General features: G+C 68.3%; 16 protein-coding genes and 1 pseudogene. 7 read left to right on the forward strand and 10 right to left on the reverse strand.

Annotation, left to right across the window (positions count from 1 at the left end; all coding sequences use genetic code 11):
- Positions 1-55: 55 nt before the first annotated feature.
- Positions 56-1,066: a DUF3426 domain-containing protein gene (locus MTBSS4_RS09970; protein ID WP_173983258.1), complete on the reverse strand. Its 1,011-nt coding sequence runs from the start codon at positions 1,064-1,066 to the stop codon at positions 56-58.
- 134 nt (positions 1,067-1,200) lie between these two features.
- On the opposite strand from MTBSS4_RS09970, the gene ftsE reads away from it, so the two are divergent.
- The 7 genes from ftsE to MTBSS4_RS10005 all read left to right on the forward strand — a co-directional run bounded on the left by ftsE (position 1,201) and on the right by MTBSS4_RS10005 (position 9,207).
- Positions 1,201-1,914: a cell division ATP-binding protein FtsE gene (ftsE, locus tag MTBSS4_RS09975; RefSeq protein ID WP_173983259.1), complete on the forward strand. Its 714-nt coding sequence runs from the start codon at positions 1,201-1,203 to the stop codon at positions 1,912-1,914.
- Entirely contained in the window at positions 1,914-2,804 is an 891-nt protein-coding gene (locus MTBSS4_RS09980) for an ABC transporter permease (RefSeq protein ID WP_173983260.1), read from the forward strand. The genes ftsE and MTBSS4_RS09980 overlap by 1 nt, the downstream gene beginning before the upstream one ends.
- Positions 2,801-3,421, forward strand: coding sequence for a YdcF family protein (locus MTBSS4_RS09985; protein ID WP_173983261.1), 621 nt, complete (start codon positions 2,801-2,803; stop codon positions 3,419-3,421). The genes MTBSS4_RS09980 and MTBSS4_RS09985 overlap by 4 nt, the downstream gene beginning before the upstream one ends.
- Positions 3,418-4,149 carry a 1-acyl-sn-glycerol-3-phosphate acyltransferase gene (locus MTBSS4_RS09990; RefSeq protein ID WP_173983262.1) on the forward strand — a complete coding sequence of 244 codons (732 nt, stop codon included), beginning with the start codon at positions 3,418-3,420 and terminating at the stop codon, positions 4,147-4,149. Before MTBSS4_RS09985 ends, MTBSS4_RS09990 begins: the two co-directional genes overlap by 4 nt.
- Before the next feature lie 241 nt (positions 4,150-4,390).
- Positions 4,391-6,709 carry an adenosylcobalamin-dependent ribonucleoside-diphosphate reductase gene (locus tag MTBSS4_RS09995; RefSeq protein WP_173983263.1) on the forward strand — a complete coding sequence of 773 codons (2,319 nt, stop codon included), beginning with the start codon at positions 4,391-4,393 and terminating at the stop codon, positions 6,707-6,709.
- A gap of 39 nt (positions 6,710-6,748) precedes the next feature.
- Positions 6,749-7,756, forward strand: a complete 1,008-nt coding sequence (locus MTBSS4_RS10000) for a HupU protein (RefSeq protein WP_173983264.1) — start codon at positions 6,749-6,751, stop codon at positions 7,754-7,756.
- Positions 7,753-9,207, forward strand: a complete 1,455-nt coding sequence (locus MTBSS4_RS10005) for a nickel-dependent hydrogenase large subunit (protein ID WP_173983265.1) — start codon at positions 7,753-7,755, stop codon at positions 9,205-9,207. The genes MTBSS4_RS10000 and MTBSS4_RS10005 overlap by 4 nt, the downstream gene beginning before the upstream one ends.
- A gap of 75 nt (positions 9,208-9,282) precedes the next feature.
- On the opposite strand, the pseudogene MTBSS4_RS10010 reads toward MTBSS4_RS10005, so the two are convergent.
- The 9 genes and pseudogenes from MTBSS4_RS10010 to MTBSS4_RS10050 form a co-directional block, all read right to left on the reverse strand.
- Positions 9,283-9,429: pseudogene (locus MTBSS4_RS10010) on the reverse strand (integrase); the annotation flags it as partial.
- Positions 9,430-9,502: 73 nt separating this feature from the next.
- A complete protein-coding gene (locus MTBSS4_RS10015) occupies positions 9,503-9,934 on the reverse strand; it encodes a biopolymer transporter ExbD (protein WP_254432475.1) in 432 nt (143 codons plus the stop codon).
- Positions 9,935-9,936: 2 nt separating this feature from the next.
- Entirely contained in the window at positions 9,937-10,590 is a 654-nt protein-coding gene (locus MTBSS4_RS10020) for a MotA/TolQ/ExbB proton channel family protein (RefSeq protein ID WP_173983268.1), read from the reverse strand.
- Positions 10,591-11,333: 743 nt separating this feature from the next.
- Positions 11,334-12,011 carry an NAD(P)H-binding protein gene (locus tag MTBSS4_RS10025; protein ID WP_173983269.1) on the reverse strand — a complete coding sequence of 226 codons (678 nt, stop codon included), beginning with the start codon at positions 12,009-12,011 and terminating at the stop codon, positions 11,334-11,336.
- Between the two features lie 13 nt (positions 12,012-12,024).
- On the reverse strand, positions 12,025-12,567 hold the full coding sequence (gene hutX, locus MTBSS4_RS10030; RefSeq protein WP_173983270.1) for a heme utilization cystosolic carrier protein HutX: 543 nt from the start codon (positions 12,565-12,567) through the stop codon (positions 12,025-12,027).
- Positions 12,557-13,936, reverse strand: a complete 1,380-nt coding sequence (gene hutW / locus MTBSS4_RS10035; RefSeq protein WP_173983271.1) for a heme anaerobic degradation radical SAM methyltransferase ChuW/HutW — start codon at positions 13,934-13,936, stop codon at positions 12,557-12,559. The genes hutX and hutW overlap by 11 nt, the downstream gene beginning before the upstream one ends.
- Entirely contained in the window at positions 13,933-14,760 is an 828-nt protein-coding gene (locus MTBSS4_RS10040; RefSeq protein WP_173983272.1) for a heme ABC transporter ATP-binding protein, read from the reverse strand. Before MTBSS4_RS10040 ends, hutW begins: the two co-directional genes overlap by 4 nt.
- Positions 14,754-15,869, reverse strand: a complete 1,116-nt coding sequence (locus tag MTBSS4_RS10045) for an iron ABC transporter permease (protein WP_173983273.1) — start codon at positions 15,867-15,869, stop codon at positions 14,754-14,756. The genes MTBSS4_RS10040 and MTBSS4_RS10045 overlap by 7 nt, the downstream gene beginning before the upstream one ends.
- A complete protein-coding gene (locus MTBSS4_RS10050) occupies positions 15,859-16,731 on the reverse strand; it encodes a hemin ABC transporter substrate-binding protein (protein WP_173983274.1) in 873 nt (290 codons plus the stop codon). The genes MTBSS4_RS10045 and MTBSS4_RS10050 overlap by 11 nt, the downstream gene beginning before the upstream one ends.
- Positions 16,732-16,735 lie beyond the last annotated feature (4 nt).

The raw sequence follows: 16,735 nt of genomic DNA on the forward strand, positions 1-16,735 counted from the left end.
CACCCTCGCCTCTCGGGCGACGAAAGTCAAACCCGACGAAGAGGCGTCAGGGCGGTCACTGAGCGGCGGGCTTGGTCTCGGCGGCGGGAGCGGCCGGCGGCGCGTCGGTCGGCTTGGCCGGGCTGACAGGGGGCGTATCGGACGCCGGGGGCGTATCGGAAGCCGGGGATGGGGCCGGAACCTTGGGCGTGGACGGCGGAGCCGCAACGGCGGCCTCGGCGGTATCGACGAACACCACCACCACCTCGACGGCGGTCGGGTCGGGCCGTTCCAGCATGATCTTGAAGCTGGCGGTGCCCTGCGGTTCCAGCGCGGTGACCGGCGCCTTGGACAGTTTTTCCTGGACCGGCCGCTTGTCCTTGTCCATCAGCACCAGTTTCATGGTCGGAACCGGCCGGACGCGGTCGCTGATATTGGCGATGATGCCGCGCACCACCAGGACGTCGGTGTCGTTGTGGACGAAGCGTTCGGGCGTGCCGGCCTTGCGCAGTTCCAGCCCGGCGCCCGGCTTTTCGTGCCGCAGCCCCACCTGGGCCAGCATGTCGCCGGCCTCGGGCACCATTTCGACCACCTGATCCTGGAAATAGTAGCCGGCGCCGCCCAATCCCCCCAGGATCAGCAGCAGCAGCAGCAGCCACAAGAGCCCGGTGCCCTTCTTCTCGTCGGGGGCGCGGGTGGCGAAGACGTCGGGAATCGGCTGCGGCCCCTCGTCCAGCAGGCTTTGGCCCAGGTCGTCGTCATCCGCGGCGGATGGACGCGAGCCGAAGCCGGACGGCGGCGGCGAGGACTCGAAATCGTCCAGGTCGGCCGACAGCGATGGACGCGCCGCCGGGCGGGGCGGCTCTTCCCGGCGGGGCTCCTCGAAACGCGGCGCCTCTTCGCGCGGCGTCGGAAAGGACGGCCCCTTCAGGTCGAAATCGGTGTCGTCATCGTCTTCCATCACCATCAGCGGCTGCTGGAACCACTTGTGGCTGCATTTGGCGCACTTCAGCTTGCGTCCGGTCGTGCCGAGGGCCGAATCCGGAATGGAGAAGTTGGTGGCGCAATTGGGGCAGGTGATGAGCATGTGTTCTCAAGACCGGGAAAGACGTACTTTGTTATAGGCTGGAGTCCAGACCAACACAAGCTCTTGAGAAAGGTGGCCTGTGGACAACAGGGATGCGGCCGTGCCATCCTTCGGCCCGTTTGGGAGAAGACGCCGTGCGGCATCGCCCTCGTGGGGAAAATATCATCCGCTTCGACAGCGTCGGGCTGCGTTACGGCCTGGGGCCGGAAGTGCTTCAGGACGTAACATTTGCCTTGCCGTCGGGTTCGTTCCATTTTCTGACCGGCCCTTCCGGCGCCGGCAAATCCTCGTTGCTGCGCCTGATGTATCTGGGCCTGCGCCCGACGCGGGGCCGCGTCGTGCTGTTCGACCGCGACATCGCCAACACCAAGCGCTACGAACTGCCGGCGCTGCGCCGGCGCATCGGCGTGGTGTTCCAGGATTTCCGCCTGCTCGATCACCTGACCGCGCTGGATAACGTCGCCCTGCCGCTTCGGGTCAGGGGGGTGCGCGAATCCGAGATTCAGAAGCACGTTCCCGAATTGCTGGCCTGGGTCGGACTGGCCGATCAACTGGGGGCCAAGCCATCGACCCTGTCGGGCGGGCAGAAACAGCGCGTCGCCATCGCCCGCGCCGTCATCGGACGGCCCGACCTGCTTCTGGCCGACGAACCTACCGGCAACGTCGACGATCACATCGCCATGCGCCTGATGTATCTGTTCGAGGAACTGAACAAGCTGGGAACCACCATCGTGGTCGCCACCCACAATGAATTGCTGGTCCAGCGTTTCGCCCACCTGCCCCGCGTTCATATCGAGCATGGCACCGTGTCGCGAATTCGCGATTCCGGCATGGGGGAGGGGAACTGATGTTCGGCCGCCATTCCGACCTGCCGCTGGCCGGCGACGCCACCTCGCGCTTCCTGCCCTGGCTGGTGGCGCTGATGGTGTTCATGGCCTCCATGGCGGTGGCGGGGGCCTTCGTCATCAACGAGGTCATCACCCGCTGGGATCGCGACGTCTCGGGCACGCTCACGGTGCAGGTGCTGCCGGCCGGCGGCGAGCAGGCCGAGGCCGCCACCGACGAGCGCGTCCGCCTGGCGGTCGACGTCATGCGCAAGGTGCCCGGCGTGGTGGCGGTCAAGGCCTTCGACAAGCGCCGGACCCTGGCGCTGCTGGAACCCTGGCTGGGCAGCACCGACGTGGTCCAGGACCTGCCGCTGCCCCGCCTGATCGACGTCACCATCGATCCCGGCGCCAGACTCGATCTGGCCGAGGTCTCCGAACGCCTGTCGGGCGCGGTGCCGGGCGCCTCCCTGGACGACCATCGGGTATGGCTGTCGCGGCTGGTCAACCTGTCGCGCACCGTCCAGTGGCTGGCGGTGGTGGTGGTGGTGCTGATCGGGGCGGTGACCTCGGCCACCGTGGTCTACGGCACCCGCACCGGCATGGCGGTGCATCACGGCATCATCGAGGTGCTGCATCTGATCGGCGCCCATGACGACTACATCGCCCGGCAATTCGCCGACCGCGCCTTCGCGCTGGGAATCGCCGGCGGCCTGATGGGGCTTGGCATGGCGGTGCCGGCGCTGACCGCCATCGGCTGGGCGGCGCGGCGGGTCGAGGGCGGCTTCCTGCCCAGCCTCGGTCTGCCCATTCTCGGATACGTGGCCATCGGCCTGCTGCCGCTGCTGGCCGCCGGGCTGGCCATGCTGACCGCGCGCCTTACCGTCCACGGCACCTTGTCGCGGATGCCATGAGCCGGTTCCGGTCATCGCGGCGCGCCCTGACGACGCTGGGCATATTGTTCGGCCTGCTGGCGGGCGCCTGGGGCGGCGGGTTGCTGATGTTCGCCGATTCCCTGGGAACCGAGGTCGAGGATCGCGACACCGTCACCGACGCCATCGTGGTGCTGACCGGCGGCAGCGACCGCCTGTCCAGCGGCCTCGCCCTGCTGGAAGCCGGCAAGGGACGCAAGCTACTGGTTTCTGGCGTCCACAAATCGGTCGATCTGGCCGACCTGCTGCGCCGGGCGCATCTGCCGGCGGGAGAGCCGGCTTCCCGCGTCGTCCTGGGGCATGCCGCCGACGACACCGTCGGCAACGCCGTCGAGACCGCCGCCTGGATGGAGGCCGAGGGGTTCGCCTCGCTGCGGCTGGTCACCGCCGCCTACCACATGAAGCGCGCCCGGCTGGAATTCCGTCGCGCCATGCCGCGGGCGGTCATCGTGCCCCATCCGGTCTATCCCGAGGCGGTCAAGACCCGGGAATGGTGGCGTTGGCCGGGCACCGCCAGCCTGCTGGCCACCGAATACACCAAGTATCTGGCCGCAAGGCTGCGCCATCTGTTTTTTCCCAAACTGGAGAGCAAACCGTGATCGTCCTCAGATCAGCCCTGTTCATCATTTTCATGTGGCTGTGGACGGCGACGCTGTCCGTGCTCTACCTGCCGCTGCTGGTCCTGCCGCGCAAGGCGATGCTGCCGGCGGCGAAGGTCTGGCTGAACGGGGTCCAGGCCGGCCTGCGTCTGCTGGCGGGTCTGCGTTTCGAACTGCGCGGCGCCGAGAACCTGCCGCCCGGCCCGCTGATCGTCGCCTCCAAGCATCAATCGGCCTTCGAGACCTTCGTGTTCCATCTGCTGCTGAACGACCCTGCCTATATTCTGAAGCGCGAGCTGCTGTGGATACCTTTCTTCGGCTGGTATCTCGGCAAGACCGGCGTGGTCGCCATCGACCGTTCCGCCGGCACCAAGGCGCTGAAGGCCATGGTCAAGGGCGCCGGGGACGCGGTGGCCGCCGGCCGGCCGGTGGTGATCTTCCCCGAGGGAACCCGCGCCGCCCCCGGCGCTAGGCTGCCCTACCATTCCGGCGTCGCCATGCTGTATGGCGCGCTGAAGGTGCCGGTGGTTCCCATCGCCTTGAATTCAGGGCTTTTCTGGCGCCGCCGCGGCTTTCTGAAGAAGCCGGGAACCCTGGTGATCCAGGCGCTGCCGGCCATTACCCCGGGCATGGACCGCAAGGCCTTCATGGCCGAACTGGAGACCCGCATCGAGACCGCCACCGACGCCCTGGTGGCCGAGGCGAGGCAGGCTTACCCGTGGGTGTGAGCCTCTCCGCCGGGGGAGAGGCCCGCCCGCCCGCTGTGGAAAAGTCTGTGGATGGGATTTCGGGGCGATTCCATTCCCCTCCTCTGGTCTGTGGGAGCGGGGGATAAGTCGATTTCTCCTTCGTGTCCAATGGATTGGCCGAACATAAGCCTGTTGGTACAAAAAAGGAACGATTGTCTTGATTCCTTCCCCTCGCGAGTCCTAGACTGACGGGGCGCGAGCAGGCGGAGTAATCGGGTCGATGACGCAGATGGCATCCATCTCCCAGCAGATCTGGGACATGAAGTACCGGCTGAAGACCGCCGAGGGCGAGCCGGTCGACAAGACCATCGAGGATTCGTGGCGCCGCGTCGCCCGCACCCTGGCCTCGGTCGAGGTCGATTCCGCCCGGTGGGAGGAGACCTTCCATCAGGCCATGAGCGATTTCAAGGTTCTGCCGGCCGGCCGCATCCTGTCGGGGGCCGGCACCGACCGGCGGGTGACCCTGTTCAACTGCTTCGTCATGGGCAATATTCCCGACGACATGGCCGGCATCTTCGAGCATCTGAAGGAAGCCGCGCTGACCATGCAGCAGGGCGGCGGCATCGGCTACGACTTCTCGACGCTCCGGCCCAAGGGCGCTCCGGTCAAGGGCGTCGGTGCCGACGCCTCGGGGCCGCTGTCGTTCATGGACGTGTGGGACGCCATGTGCCGCACCATCATGAGCGCGGGATCGCGCCGGGGGGCCATGATGGCGACCATGCGTTGCGACCATCCCGACATCGAGGCCTTCATCGACGCCAAGCGCGAACCGGGACGGCTGCGCATGTTCAACCTGTCGGTGCTGGTCACCGATGCCTTCATGCTGGCGGTCAAGGAAGGCACCGGCTGGGAGCTGACCTTCAACGGCGTCACCCATAAAAGCCTGCCGGCGCGCGATCTGTGGAACAAGATCATGCGCGCCACCTATTCCTACGCCGAGCCGGGGGTGATCTTCATCGACCGCATCAACCGGCTGAACAACCTGTATTACTGCGAGGATATCCACGCCACCAATCCCTGCGGCGAGCAGCCGCTGCCGCCCTATGGCGTCTGCCTGCTGGGGTCGGTCAATCTGGCGCGGCTGGTGGAGCGCCCGTTCGAGGACGGCGCCGCCCTCGACCTGGACCGGCTCGACGAACTGGTGCGAGTCGCGGTCCGCATGATGGACAACGTCATCGACGTCTCCAACTATCCGCTGGAACAGCATCGCGCCGAGGCACTGTCCAAGCGCCGCATCGGCCTGGGCGTCACCGGTCTGGCCGACGCCCTGATCCTGTGCAACGCCCGCTATGGCGGCGGCACCGCCATCCGCCTGACCGAGACCTGGATGGCCCGGCTGCGCCGCGCCGCCTATCTGGCCTCGGTGGAACTGGCCAGGGAGAAGGGCTGCTTCCCGCTGTTCGACCGCGACCGCTATCTGGCCGGCGAGACCGTCCGGTCGCTGGACGCCGACGTCATCGAGGCCATCGGAACCCATGGCATCCGCAACGCCCTGCTGACCTCCATCGCGCCCACCGGCACCATCTCGCTGTTCGCCGACAACGTGTCGTCGGGGCTGGAGCCGGTGTTCAGCTTCGCCTACACCCGCACCATGCTGCAACGCGACGGCACCCGGCGCGAGGAGGAGGTGAGCGACTACGCCTACCGTCTGTTCCGCCGCCTGAGGGGGGAGGGGGCGCCGCTGCCCCCGGCCTTCGTCGACGCCCAGAATCTCACCCCCGGCGATCATGTGGTGATGCAGGCCGCCGTCCAGAAATACGTGGATTCCAGCATCTCCAAGACCATCAACATGCCCGAGGAGATCGATTTCGAGTCGTTTCGCGACGTCTACCAGCAGGCCTACGACCTGGGGTGCAAGGGCTGCACCACCTACCGGCCCAACGATGTCACCGGATCGGTGCTGGAGGTCAAGTCTGACAAGCCCGCCGCCGGGGCGGACGAGCCGGAGCTGCCGCTGGAAAAGGCCAGGGTCAGGCATTCCGATCCGTTCGAGGCCGGCGGCATCATCCACCTGACCCAGCCGCTGGACCGGCCCGAGGCCCTGCCCGGTTCCACCTACAAGGTGCGCTGGCCGGATTCCGACCACGCCATGTACATCACCATCAACGACATCATCCAGGACGGCCGCCGCCGCCCGTTCGAGGTGTTCATCAATTCCAAGAACATGGAGCATTTCGCCTGGACGGTGGCGCTGACCCGCATGATCTCGGCGGTGTTCCGCCGGGGCGGCGACGTCGCCTTCGTGGTCGAGGAACTGAAGGCGGTGTTCGACCCCCGCGGCGGCCAATGGGTGGGCGGCCGCTATGTGCCGTCGCTGCTGGCCGCCATCGGCGAGGTGATCGAGCGCCACATGATCTTTGTCGGCTTCCTGCCCGACCCCAAGGCAGCGCGCGAACCGCCGGAGGCGAGGGACCAGAGGCAGGTGGTCAACCTGGGCGAGACCCGCCTGCGCCATTGCCCCAAATGCAACCAGCCGGCCCTGATCCGTTCCGAGGGGTGCGACACCTGTACCTCGTGCGGCTATTCCAAGTGTGGATGATGGTGGGAGCGCCCGACGTCATGCGGACCGGCTGAGACCATGGCCCGGGATTACGGCGTCCTCTGGTTGCAGGCCGGCTCGTGCGGCGGCTGCACCATGTCGGCCCTGGCCGCCGACGATGTCGGGCTGACCAGGGCGTTGGGACGTTTCGGCATCCGCCTGCTGTGGCATCCCGCCCTGTCCGAGGAAAGCGGCGCCGATGCCGTCGCCATTCTCGACGATATCGCCGCCGGACGGGTGGCGCTGGACTGCCTGTGCGTCGAGGGCTCGGTGCTGTTCGGCCCCGAGGGCAGCGGTCGTTTCCAGGTGCTGTCGGGGACCGGGCGTTCCATGAAGGACTGGGTCGCGGCTCTTGCCGCCAAGGCCCGCCATGTGGTGGCCATCGGCGCCTGCGCCGCCTATGGCGGCATGCCGGCGGCCGGGGACAATTCCACCGATGCCAGGGGGCTGGCGTTCTCCGGCGGCGATCCCGGCGGTGCCCTGGGCCGGGACTTCCGCTCCGTCTCCGGCCTGCCGGTCATCAATGTCTCGGGCTGCGCTCCCCATCCGGGATGGGTCGTGGAAACCCTGGCCGCCCTGGCGGCGGGGGAATTCGGGCCGGAACGGCTCGATTCCCTGGGGCGGCCGCGCGCTGTCGCTGACCATCTCGCCCATCACGGCTGTTCGCGCAACGAGTTCTATGAATTCAAGGCCAGCGCCGCCCGGCCGTCGGACCGCGGCTGCCTGATGGAGAATCTGGGCTGCCGGGCGACCCAGGCGCCCGGCGATTGCAATATCCGGCGCTGGAACGGTTCGGGTTCGTGCACCGATGCCGGTTTCACCTGCATCAACTGCACCAGCCCCGGATTCGAGAGTCCGGCCGGACCGTTCCAGGAAACCGCCAAGATCGCCGGCATTCCGGTGGGATTGCCGGTGGATATGCCCAAGGCGTGGTTCGTGGCCCTGGCGGCGTTGTCGAAATCGGCGACTCCCAACCGGGTCCGGACCAACGCCCATGCCGACCATGTCCTGGTTCCGCCCGCCCGTCGCCCGCCGAAGACGCCATGACCGTGACCTCGCGCCTGATTGTCGGGCCGTTCAACCGGGTCGAGGGCGACCTGGAAGTCACCCTCGACATCCAAGACGCCGTGGTCGCCGAAGCTCGGGTCACCGCGCCGCTCTATCGCGGTTTTGAACGGATATTGCTGGCTCGTCCCGTCTCCGACGCCCTGGTGATCGCGCCCCGCATCTGCGGCATCTGCTCGGTGTCGCAATCGGTGGCGGCGGCCCGCGCCCTGGCGCGGGTGAGCGGAACGGACCAGCCCGCCAACGGCCGGCTGGCCGCCGACCTGATTCTGGCGGCGGAGAACGCCGCCGACCACCTGACCCATTTCGTTCTGTTCTTCATGCCCGACTTCGCCCGGTCCTGCTATGCGGGACGAGGCTGGTTCGAAGCGGCGCGGCGACGCTTCGCCGCCGACCTGGGCGAGGCCTCGCGGTCGCTGTTGCCGGCCCGCGCCCGTTTTCTTCACCTCATGGGGATACTGGCGGGCAAGTGGCCGCATTCCCTGGCCCTGCAACCGGGCGGCGTCACCAAGGCGGTGGACGCGGCCGAGCGCCTGCGGCTGCTGTCCATCATCGGGGAATTCCGCGAGGCCCTGGAAACGGTGGTGTTCGCCGACCGCCTGGAGAACTTCGCCGCCCTCGACAGCCTTGCCGCCCTTGCCGCCTGGGCCGACGCCCGTCCCATGGATCACGGCGATGCCCGTCTGTTCCTTCACATCGGCCGCGACCTGGGGTTGGACCGGCTGGGGCGCGGCCCCGGCCTATTGGCTTCGTCCGGCAGTTTCGGCCTGTTCGCGGCCGGGCTGTGGAATGCCGATGGCGGCGGCTTGGGTCCGTTCGATCCCGCCCGGATCACCGAGGATGTGGCCTGCGCCTGGATGGCAGGCGACGCTCCCTTGCCTCCCTTCGCCGGCCTGACCCTGCCGGACGCGGACAAGCCCGGCGCCTACAGCTGGTGCAAGGCGCCGCGCCTGGACGGCAAGGTGGTCGAGGTGGGCGCCCTGGCGCGGCAGGTGGTGGACGGCCATCCGCTGGCCCGCGCCCTCGTCGGTGCTGGTGGTGGCGGTTCCGTGCTGGCCCGCGTGGTCGGCCGGTTGCTGGAACTGGCGCGGTTGATTCCGGCCATGGAGGACTGGACGCGGAATCTGCGGCCGGGCGAGCCGTTTTGCCTGGCTCCGCCCGATACGGCCGTCACCGGCGCCGCCATCGGCATGGTGGAGGCGGCCCGGGGAACCCTGGGCCATTGGCTGAGCGCCCGCGACGGCCGTATCGCTGCCTATCAGATCGTGGCGCCAACCACATGGAACTTCTCGCCCCGCGACGCCGCCGGCCGGCCGGGGGCCTTGGAGCAAGCCCTGGTGGGCACCCCCGCGCTTCCGGGCGAGGCCTCTCCGATCGCTGTCCAGCATGTGGTCCGTTCGTTCGATCCGTGCATGGTCTGCACGGTTCATTGAAAGCAACATATTTATTTTATTGAATTAAATTGTAAGCGTCCAAAACTTATCCAAAACTCGTCCAATAAGCGGGCGTTACCGAGAGCGAATTTCGATCCATTCGGACCCGCGAACGTCGCGGCAGAGCGCCGTCATGTCGGGGGATTTGTGTCCCAGCAACGCCTGCGCATCGATGCCCTGCTCGGCATAGAGCAAAGAGCGGATTTCATGGAAAGTGGGCGGCATGGCGAAGAGAACCGGTCCGGCCAGGATGACGGCGTGCAGGGTGGCGGAAACGGGAAGGGTCGAGCGCACCTCATCCCCCCGCCGGCTGGGGGGCGTCGTCGGCCAGCAGAGACACCCGGGTGAAGCCGGCGGCCTGCACCGCGCCCATCACCTCCATCAGGCTGCCGTAATCGATGCGGCGGTCGCCCTTGATGAACACGGTGGCCGCGCCGCCGTCCTGCTGCAAAGCGGACAGGCGGGCGGAAAGCTCTCCCCTGGGCACCTCGGCCTCGCGGATGAAGACCTTGCCCCCGGCATCGACGCTGATCACCAGCGGGTCCTTGGGCAGGTCGGCCGGGGCGGCCTTGGCGTCGGGCATGTCCAGCGGCACCCCCACCGTCATCAGCGGCGCGGCCACCATGAAGACGATCAGCAGCACCAGCATGACGTCCACCAGGGGCGTGACGTTGATCTCGCTGATGGTCTGGTAGCCGCCCTCGCCGGGGCGGGGGGACGCGCTCATGCTCATGCCATGCCTCTTGCCGCCGGGCGGGTCAGGCGGCCGCCCAGGTCGGAGATCAGGTGGTTGCCATGGGCGGCGATGTTCTTCAGGTCGGTGGCGAACTTGTTGAAGGCCACTACCGCCGGAATCGCCGCCATCAGCCCCATGCCGGTGGCCAGCAGGGCCTCGGCGATGCCGGGCGCCACCACCGACAGCGCGGTGTTGTTGGTCCGCGCGATGGCGGAAAAGGCGTTCATGATGCCCCAGACGGTGCCGAACAGCCCGATGAACGGCGCCGCCGAGCCGGTGCTGGCCAGGATGGGAAGATAGCGTTCCAGGCTCTGCAACTCGCGCCCCAGGGCGGTGCGCATGGCCTGCTCCACCTGCTCGCGCCGTTCGGTCAGGCTGATGGCGGCATCGGCCAGGTGCCGGTGTTCCTCGATGCCGGCGGCGGCGATGCGTCCCGCCAGGGTGTCGCCGGGCACCCGCTCCAGCAGGGATTGCGGCTCGCGGCTCGCCGAGCGGGCCTGCCGATGCACCCGACCAAGCTGAATGGCCTTGTCGATGATCACGCCCCAGCAGATCACCGACAGGGCCAGCAGGCCGGCCATGATCGCCTTGACCAGGGGGTCGGCCCGCAGGAACAGCCCCAGCAGGGAGGTGTCGACCTCGCTCATGATGCCCTCGTCCTCCTTATTTCCGACCGGTCCCGGATCCGGCGGAAAGATGCAGTTGCGATGCAATCGCGTCACGAATGCATACGGTTCATGGGGGCATGGGGTCAAGAATATATTGCGAGTAACTCTCACTTGCGACACAAAGGCATTGATCATCACTCTGGAACGGGTGGAAAGTGGTGTTGCGGCAGGCGTTTCGGACCATGCGGACCCGGCCGCCACAAAATTCTGCCACATCATTGAATTCACGCCAGAATCCATCAGTCTCCCGCGCGACGCATCCTTCCTCAGGCCACGGCGGCCAGGGGGAATTCGGCGATATCGTCGGGGGCCACCAGCCGGGTGCGGTCGATGGCCGACAAGGTGCGCCCCANCCAGCAGGCCGGCCATGATCGCCTTGACCAGGGGGTCGGCCCGCAGGAACAGCCCCAGCAGGGAGGTGTCGACCTCGCTCATGATGCCCTCGTCCTCCTTATTTCCGACCGGTCCCGGATCCGGCGGAAAGATGCAGTTGCGATGCAATCGCGTCACGAATGCATACGGTTCATGGGGGCATGGGGTCAAGAATATATTGCGAGTAACTCTCACTTGCGACACAAAGGCATTGATCATCACTCTGGAACGGGTGGAAAGTGGTGTTGCGGCAGGCGTTTCGGACCATGCGGACCCGGCCGCCACAAAATTCTGCCACATCATTGAATTCACGCCAGAATCCATCAGTCTCCCGCGCGACGCATCCTTCCTCAGGCCACGGCGGCCAGGGGGAATTCGGCGATATCGTCGGGGGCCACCAGCCGGGTGCGGTCGATGGCCGACAAGGTGCGCCCCAACACCCGTGCGTCGGTCAGGCAGGGCAGCAGCACGGCGGCCAGATCCGGCCGGGTGATGCGGCCATGGACCCGGGCATCGGCGTAGATGGCCCCCTGGCCGGTGGGCGGGTCCGACACCAGCCCGCCGGGGCGGATCACCACATGGGGAACGCCGCTGGTCCGCAGGTGATCCTCGGCCCGGGTCTTGGCCAGAAGGACATCGCCGATGGCGGCGAGCAGGCGTTCCGAGGCATGGACGCGGCTGTTGCCACAGCCCAGAGAGGTGACCAGGAGCATCCGCGGGGCCGCGAACGCCCTGGCCGCGTCGATCACGACGGCATTGCCCAGGTGGTCCGCCGTCCGGCCGGCGGGGCCGCCGCCAAGGGTGCTGACCACCACCGGGGGGTAGGCGCAGGCGGAGAATGCCTGGCCCACCCGCGCGCGGTCGAGCGCGTCGCCCTCGACCACCGCGCAGCCCATGGCGATCAGTTCGGCGGCCGCCGAGCTGGGCCGGATCATGGCGGTGACCCGCCAGCCGGCGGCCCGGGCCAGCCGGGCCAGTTCCAGCCCGGTTCCGGTCCGGGCGCCGAACAGCAGCAGGTCGCGGTTCATGGGCCGTCCTCCGTCAACCTGCCAGGGCCTGGGGCGCCGCCGCCGCGAGGCGGTCGCGCAAGGCGTCGAAACGCTGGATCTGGCCGGGCAGCATGCGGCGGTCCTCGTCGCGTCCCACATAGACCTTGAACATGGAATCGCCCTTATCGTTGAAGAAGGTGATGGCGCAGGTGTCCATCTTCATGAAGGGGCGCTTGACGAAGTGGATGGCGGCACAATTGCCGTAACGCAGATGGCCGCCGATGGCGCCGTGGCCGTCCAGATTGAAGAACCCGCGCGCGACCTTGCCGGGCGGCACCTCGCCCTTGCATTCCAGGATCAGGTCGCGGGTGTGGACCAGGAAGGTGATCTCTCCCCAACTGGTCAGGTCGGCCATGACCTCCTCGAAGGCCTCGCCGGTCACCGCCACCCGGCAATGATCGGGCAGGCATTCCGATACCTGTAGCGGGGTGACGCCGTGCTCGACGGCGATGGTTTCCAGTACGCCGTCCTGGGATTCGGCCAGTTGGGCGCGCAGATTGGCCAGGATGGAGGGGGCAGTGTGTTCAGCCGGCATGACGTATTCCTTGCGGTTGCGGTGAGGAAAGGTCGGCGGGAGGCGTCCCGCCGCCCATGGACAGGTCGATCAGCTCGAACAGGCTTCCGACCAGATTGCAGTGCCAGAACCATCCGGCGGTGGTGAGGATGATGGCGTTGGCCCGGCGCCGGATCAGGCCGGCGGCCGCCCATTGGGCCAGGAGCGGTTCCAGCGTCGCGGCAAGGCCGGGAGCCGTCAGGGATTCCAGCCGGGCGATATCCAGCCTTCCTCCTTCGAGGCCGCCCATCACCAGGTCGCGGGCCTGGCGGTTGGCGGGAGGCGGAAGCACCACCGTCACCGGCTTTGTCCCGGAATCGACGGCCTTGCCGTAAAGGTCGATGTCGGGCTGGATGACGTAGCGGTGTCCCTGGACCAACCCGCCGGCTCCGGCGCCGAAGGCCAGACAATCGGCACCGGCCTTGACCAGTTGATTGTAGAGGTTGCGCTCGCGGGTCGCCGACGCCCAATGGGCCTGGTTGAGGTGGCGCCACCCCGCGTCCTCCAGCATTTCCAGCCCGGCGCCATACATGGCGGCCATGCGTTCCAGGCCGGCGGCCGGCGGCAGCGATCCCTTGGCGATGGACAGGGCCAGCGGACTTTTGTCGTGCAGGGTCAGGCAATAGAGGTCGACGCCGTCGAGGCCCAGCGACAGGCAGGTCGCGACGTCGTTCCGCCAGGTCTCCATGTCTTGTCCCGGCAGGCCGAGGATCAGGTCGCACACCACCACCGCCCGGTCGCGGTCCCGCAACCGCTCCATGAAGGAAATCGTCTCCTGCCGGCTCGCCTTGCGCCCCATGCGCTGACGAAGGCCGGTGTCGAAGGTCTGGACGCCGATGGAAAAGCGGTTGGCCCCCGCTTCCAGGCAGGCATCGATCTTGTCGTCGCCAAAGCCGGCCACCCGTCCCTCGATGGTGATTTCGCAATCGGGGGCCAGCGGCAGATGGCGCCGCACGGCCGAAACCAGCCGGTGAAGGTCGTCGGCCGAAAGGGCGCTGGGCGTGCCGCCGCCGAAATACACCGCCTGGATGGGCGGCCCGCCGGCAGCGGTTTCATCCATGGCGATGTCGCGTTCCAGCCGGGATGCGTATTCCGCCATGGCGTCCTCGGCGGAACGGTTGCGGTAGAAACCGCAGAACAGGCAGTGATTGGCGCAGAACGGCACATGGAGGTAGGCGACCCGCTTGCCCGGCCGGCGTTCGGCCAGCAACCGCGCCGCGGCCGCGGGGCCATCCTCCAGCGGGCGGGTCCGGCGCTGTATCCACGGAAACAGGTTGCGTTCGGTGAAGACGCCGCCGACCGGCGCCCCCACCCGGGCAAAGTGGCGTTCGAGCGGCAGGATGGCGGTCATGCTCGCAATCCCTCCTGAATGGGGTTGGGGGGCAGCGGCGCCGTGGCCAGGGCCAGGGCGCCGGTCAACGGATTGCGCAGGGTGACGCAGGCCAGGCCGAACACCTGTCCGATCACCGCCGGGGTCAGCACCAGTTCGGGCGGGCCGAAGGCCACCAGTTCGCCCCGGTCGAGAACACCGATGCGGTCGCCGTAGGCGGCGGCGAGGTTGAGGTCGTGGACCACGGCGATGACGCCGACTCCCTCGGCCGCCACCTCGCGGGCCAGTTGGAACATGCCGTGCTGATGGGCGGGGTCCAGGTTGGAGGTATGCTCGTCGAGCAGAAGGCAGCGTCCCCCCTCGGCCCCGATTCCGTCGATCTGGGCCAGGGCGCGGGCGATCTGCACCCGCTGGCGTTCCCCCCCCGACAGGCTGGGATAGAAGCGCGACGTCAGATGGGACGCTCCGACCCGCTCCAGGCAGTCCAGCGCGATGTTGCGGGCGCGGCGGTTCTCGTCGCGGCCGGTTCCGTGGGGGGAGCGGCCGATCAGCACCACCTCCAGCACCGTGAAGGCGAAGTCGAGCTGGGTGTCTTGCGGCACCACCGACCGGCAGCGGGCCAGCGCCGCCCTGGACCAGCCCTCCAGCGGCCGGCCGCAGACCGATATCCGCCCCTGATCGGGGCGCGCGTCGCCGGCGATCAGCCGCAGCAGCGACGACTTGCCGGCGCCGTTGGGGCCGACCAGGGCCACCACCTCGCCGGCATGGAGATCCAGCGACACGCCCTTGACCACGTCGCGGCCGCCCAGGCGCAGCGAGGCGCCGGAAACCGAGGCGATCAGCATGTTCCCCTCCCGTGCGGAGCGCGGTGAAGCAGCAGCCAGATGAAGAATGGCCCGCCCAGGGCGCCGGTCACGACGCCGATGGGCAGGTCGGCGGGGGCCGCCACGATGCGGGCGAAGATGTCGGCCCCCACCAGCAGGATGGCTCCGGCCAGGGCGGCGCCGGGCATGACGATGCGGTGGTCGGGACCGGCGATCAGGCGGATCAGGTGCGGCGCCACCAATCCGATGAAGCCGATGACGCCGGACGCGGCCACCGCCGCGCCCACCGAGGCGGTGACCAGGATCACCGACAGGCGGCTGACCCGGTTGGGGTCGAATCCCAGATGGCCGGCCACCGCGTCGCCCAGCAGCATGGCGTTCAAGGCGCGGGCGAGACGCGGCAGCAGGAGCAGCGGCGGCAGGGTCAGCGGGGCGGCGGCCCAGACCGCGCTCCAATCGGCGCCGCCCAGGCTGCCCATCAGCCAGAAGGTCAGGCTTTTCAACTGCTCGCTGTCCGACAGATAGACCAGGAGGCCGGTCATGGATCCGGCCGAGGCGTTGACCGCCACCCCGGCCAGCAGCATGGCGCCGCGCTCGACGCGGCCATGGCGGCGCGAGATGGCGTAGACGGCGGCGGTGGCGGCCAACCCTCCCATGAAGGCCGCCAGCGGCATCAGCACGCCGGTCATTCCCAGGCTGAAACGGCCAAGCCAGGCGGTGCCCAGCACGATCACCGTCACCGCCCCCAGCGCGGCGCCGCTGGAAATTCCCAGCAGGCCGGGATCGGCCAGTGGATTGCGGAACAGCCCCTGCAAGGCGGCGCCGCCCATGCCCAGCGCCGCCCCCACCAGCAAGCCCAGCACGACGCGGGGAAGCCGGATGTTCATCAATATGGCGGTCTGCTGCGTGGTGTGTTCGAGCGGCAGCGACATGCCCATCTGCTCGGCCAGGATGGAGACGATCTGAATCGGGGCGATCCTGGAAGGCCCGATGGCGATTCCGGCCAGCACCACCATCACCAGTCCCGCCCACAGCGCCGCCATCACTAAGGTCGAGCGCGTCCAGGCCGGGATTTCCCGGGCGGCGGCGGTTCCGCGCTTGACCGGCAAGGCCAGCACCTCAGCGTCCATGGGAGAGTCCCTTCTCGCCATGGAACAGCGCGGCGAGGCGCCACAGCGCGTCTCCCAGCCGGGGGCCCAGTCCCAGCATCAGCGGTCCCGGCATGGCGGCGAACCCTCCGCTGCGGCCCGCCGGCGTGGCGGCCATGCCGGGCAGGCGGGCCATGCCCGCCGCGCCGCCGATTCCGTCCCAGCGTTCCTCGACCGTCAGCACCAGATCGGGGGCGGCGGCGGTCACCATCTCGCCGTTCAGCGGCTTGAAGCCGGTTACGTCCCCGGCGGCGTTGACGCCGCCCGCCATTTCGATCAACTGGCCTGCGATGGTGCCGCTTCCGGCCACCACCGTCTGTGACGGATCGTAGTTGAGGACGAACAGGACGCGGGGCTTTCGGGCCGCTCCGGTCACGGACCGGGCGACGGCGGCGATCTGGTCGTCGAGGGAGCGGCGCAGCGTATCCGCCTCGGCGGTCTTTCCCAGCAGGCGTCCCACCTCGGCGATGTTGCCTTCCAGAGCCCGCATGGGGGGCGAGCGGTCGAACAGCGCCACCGGGACCCCGGCCTGCTCCAACTGGCGGAGCGCGCCGGCCGGTTCGGCGTCGCGATAGGCCATGACCAGGGTGGGGGCCAGCGACAGCACGCCCTCGGCCGAGACCTTCTTGTAGTAGCCGACCTGGGGCAGCGATTTGACCTCGGGCGGCCAGACGCTGGTCTGGTCGACCCCGACCACCGATCCCCCCCTGCCCAGGGCGAAGACGATCTCGGTGAGGGAGCCGCCGATCACCACCAGCCGCACCGTGTCGGCGGCCATGGCCGGCCCGGTTCCGGCCACGCTCAGCAGGGCGGCGAGAATGACGTGGCCGATGGTTCTGGTCATGTGC

Origin of the sequence: Magnetospirillum sp. SS-4 (assembly GCF_902729425.1) — a bacterium.
Taxonomy (GTDB): domain Bacteria; phylum Pseudomonadota; class Alphaproteobacteria; order Rhodospirillales; family Magnetospirillaceae; genus Phaeospirillum.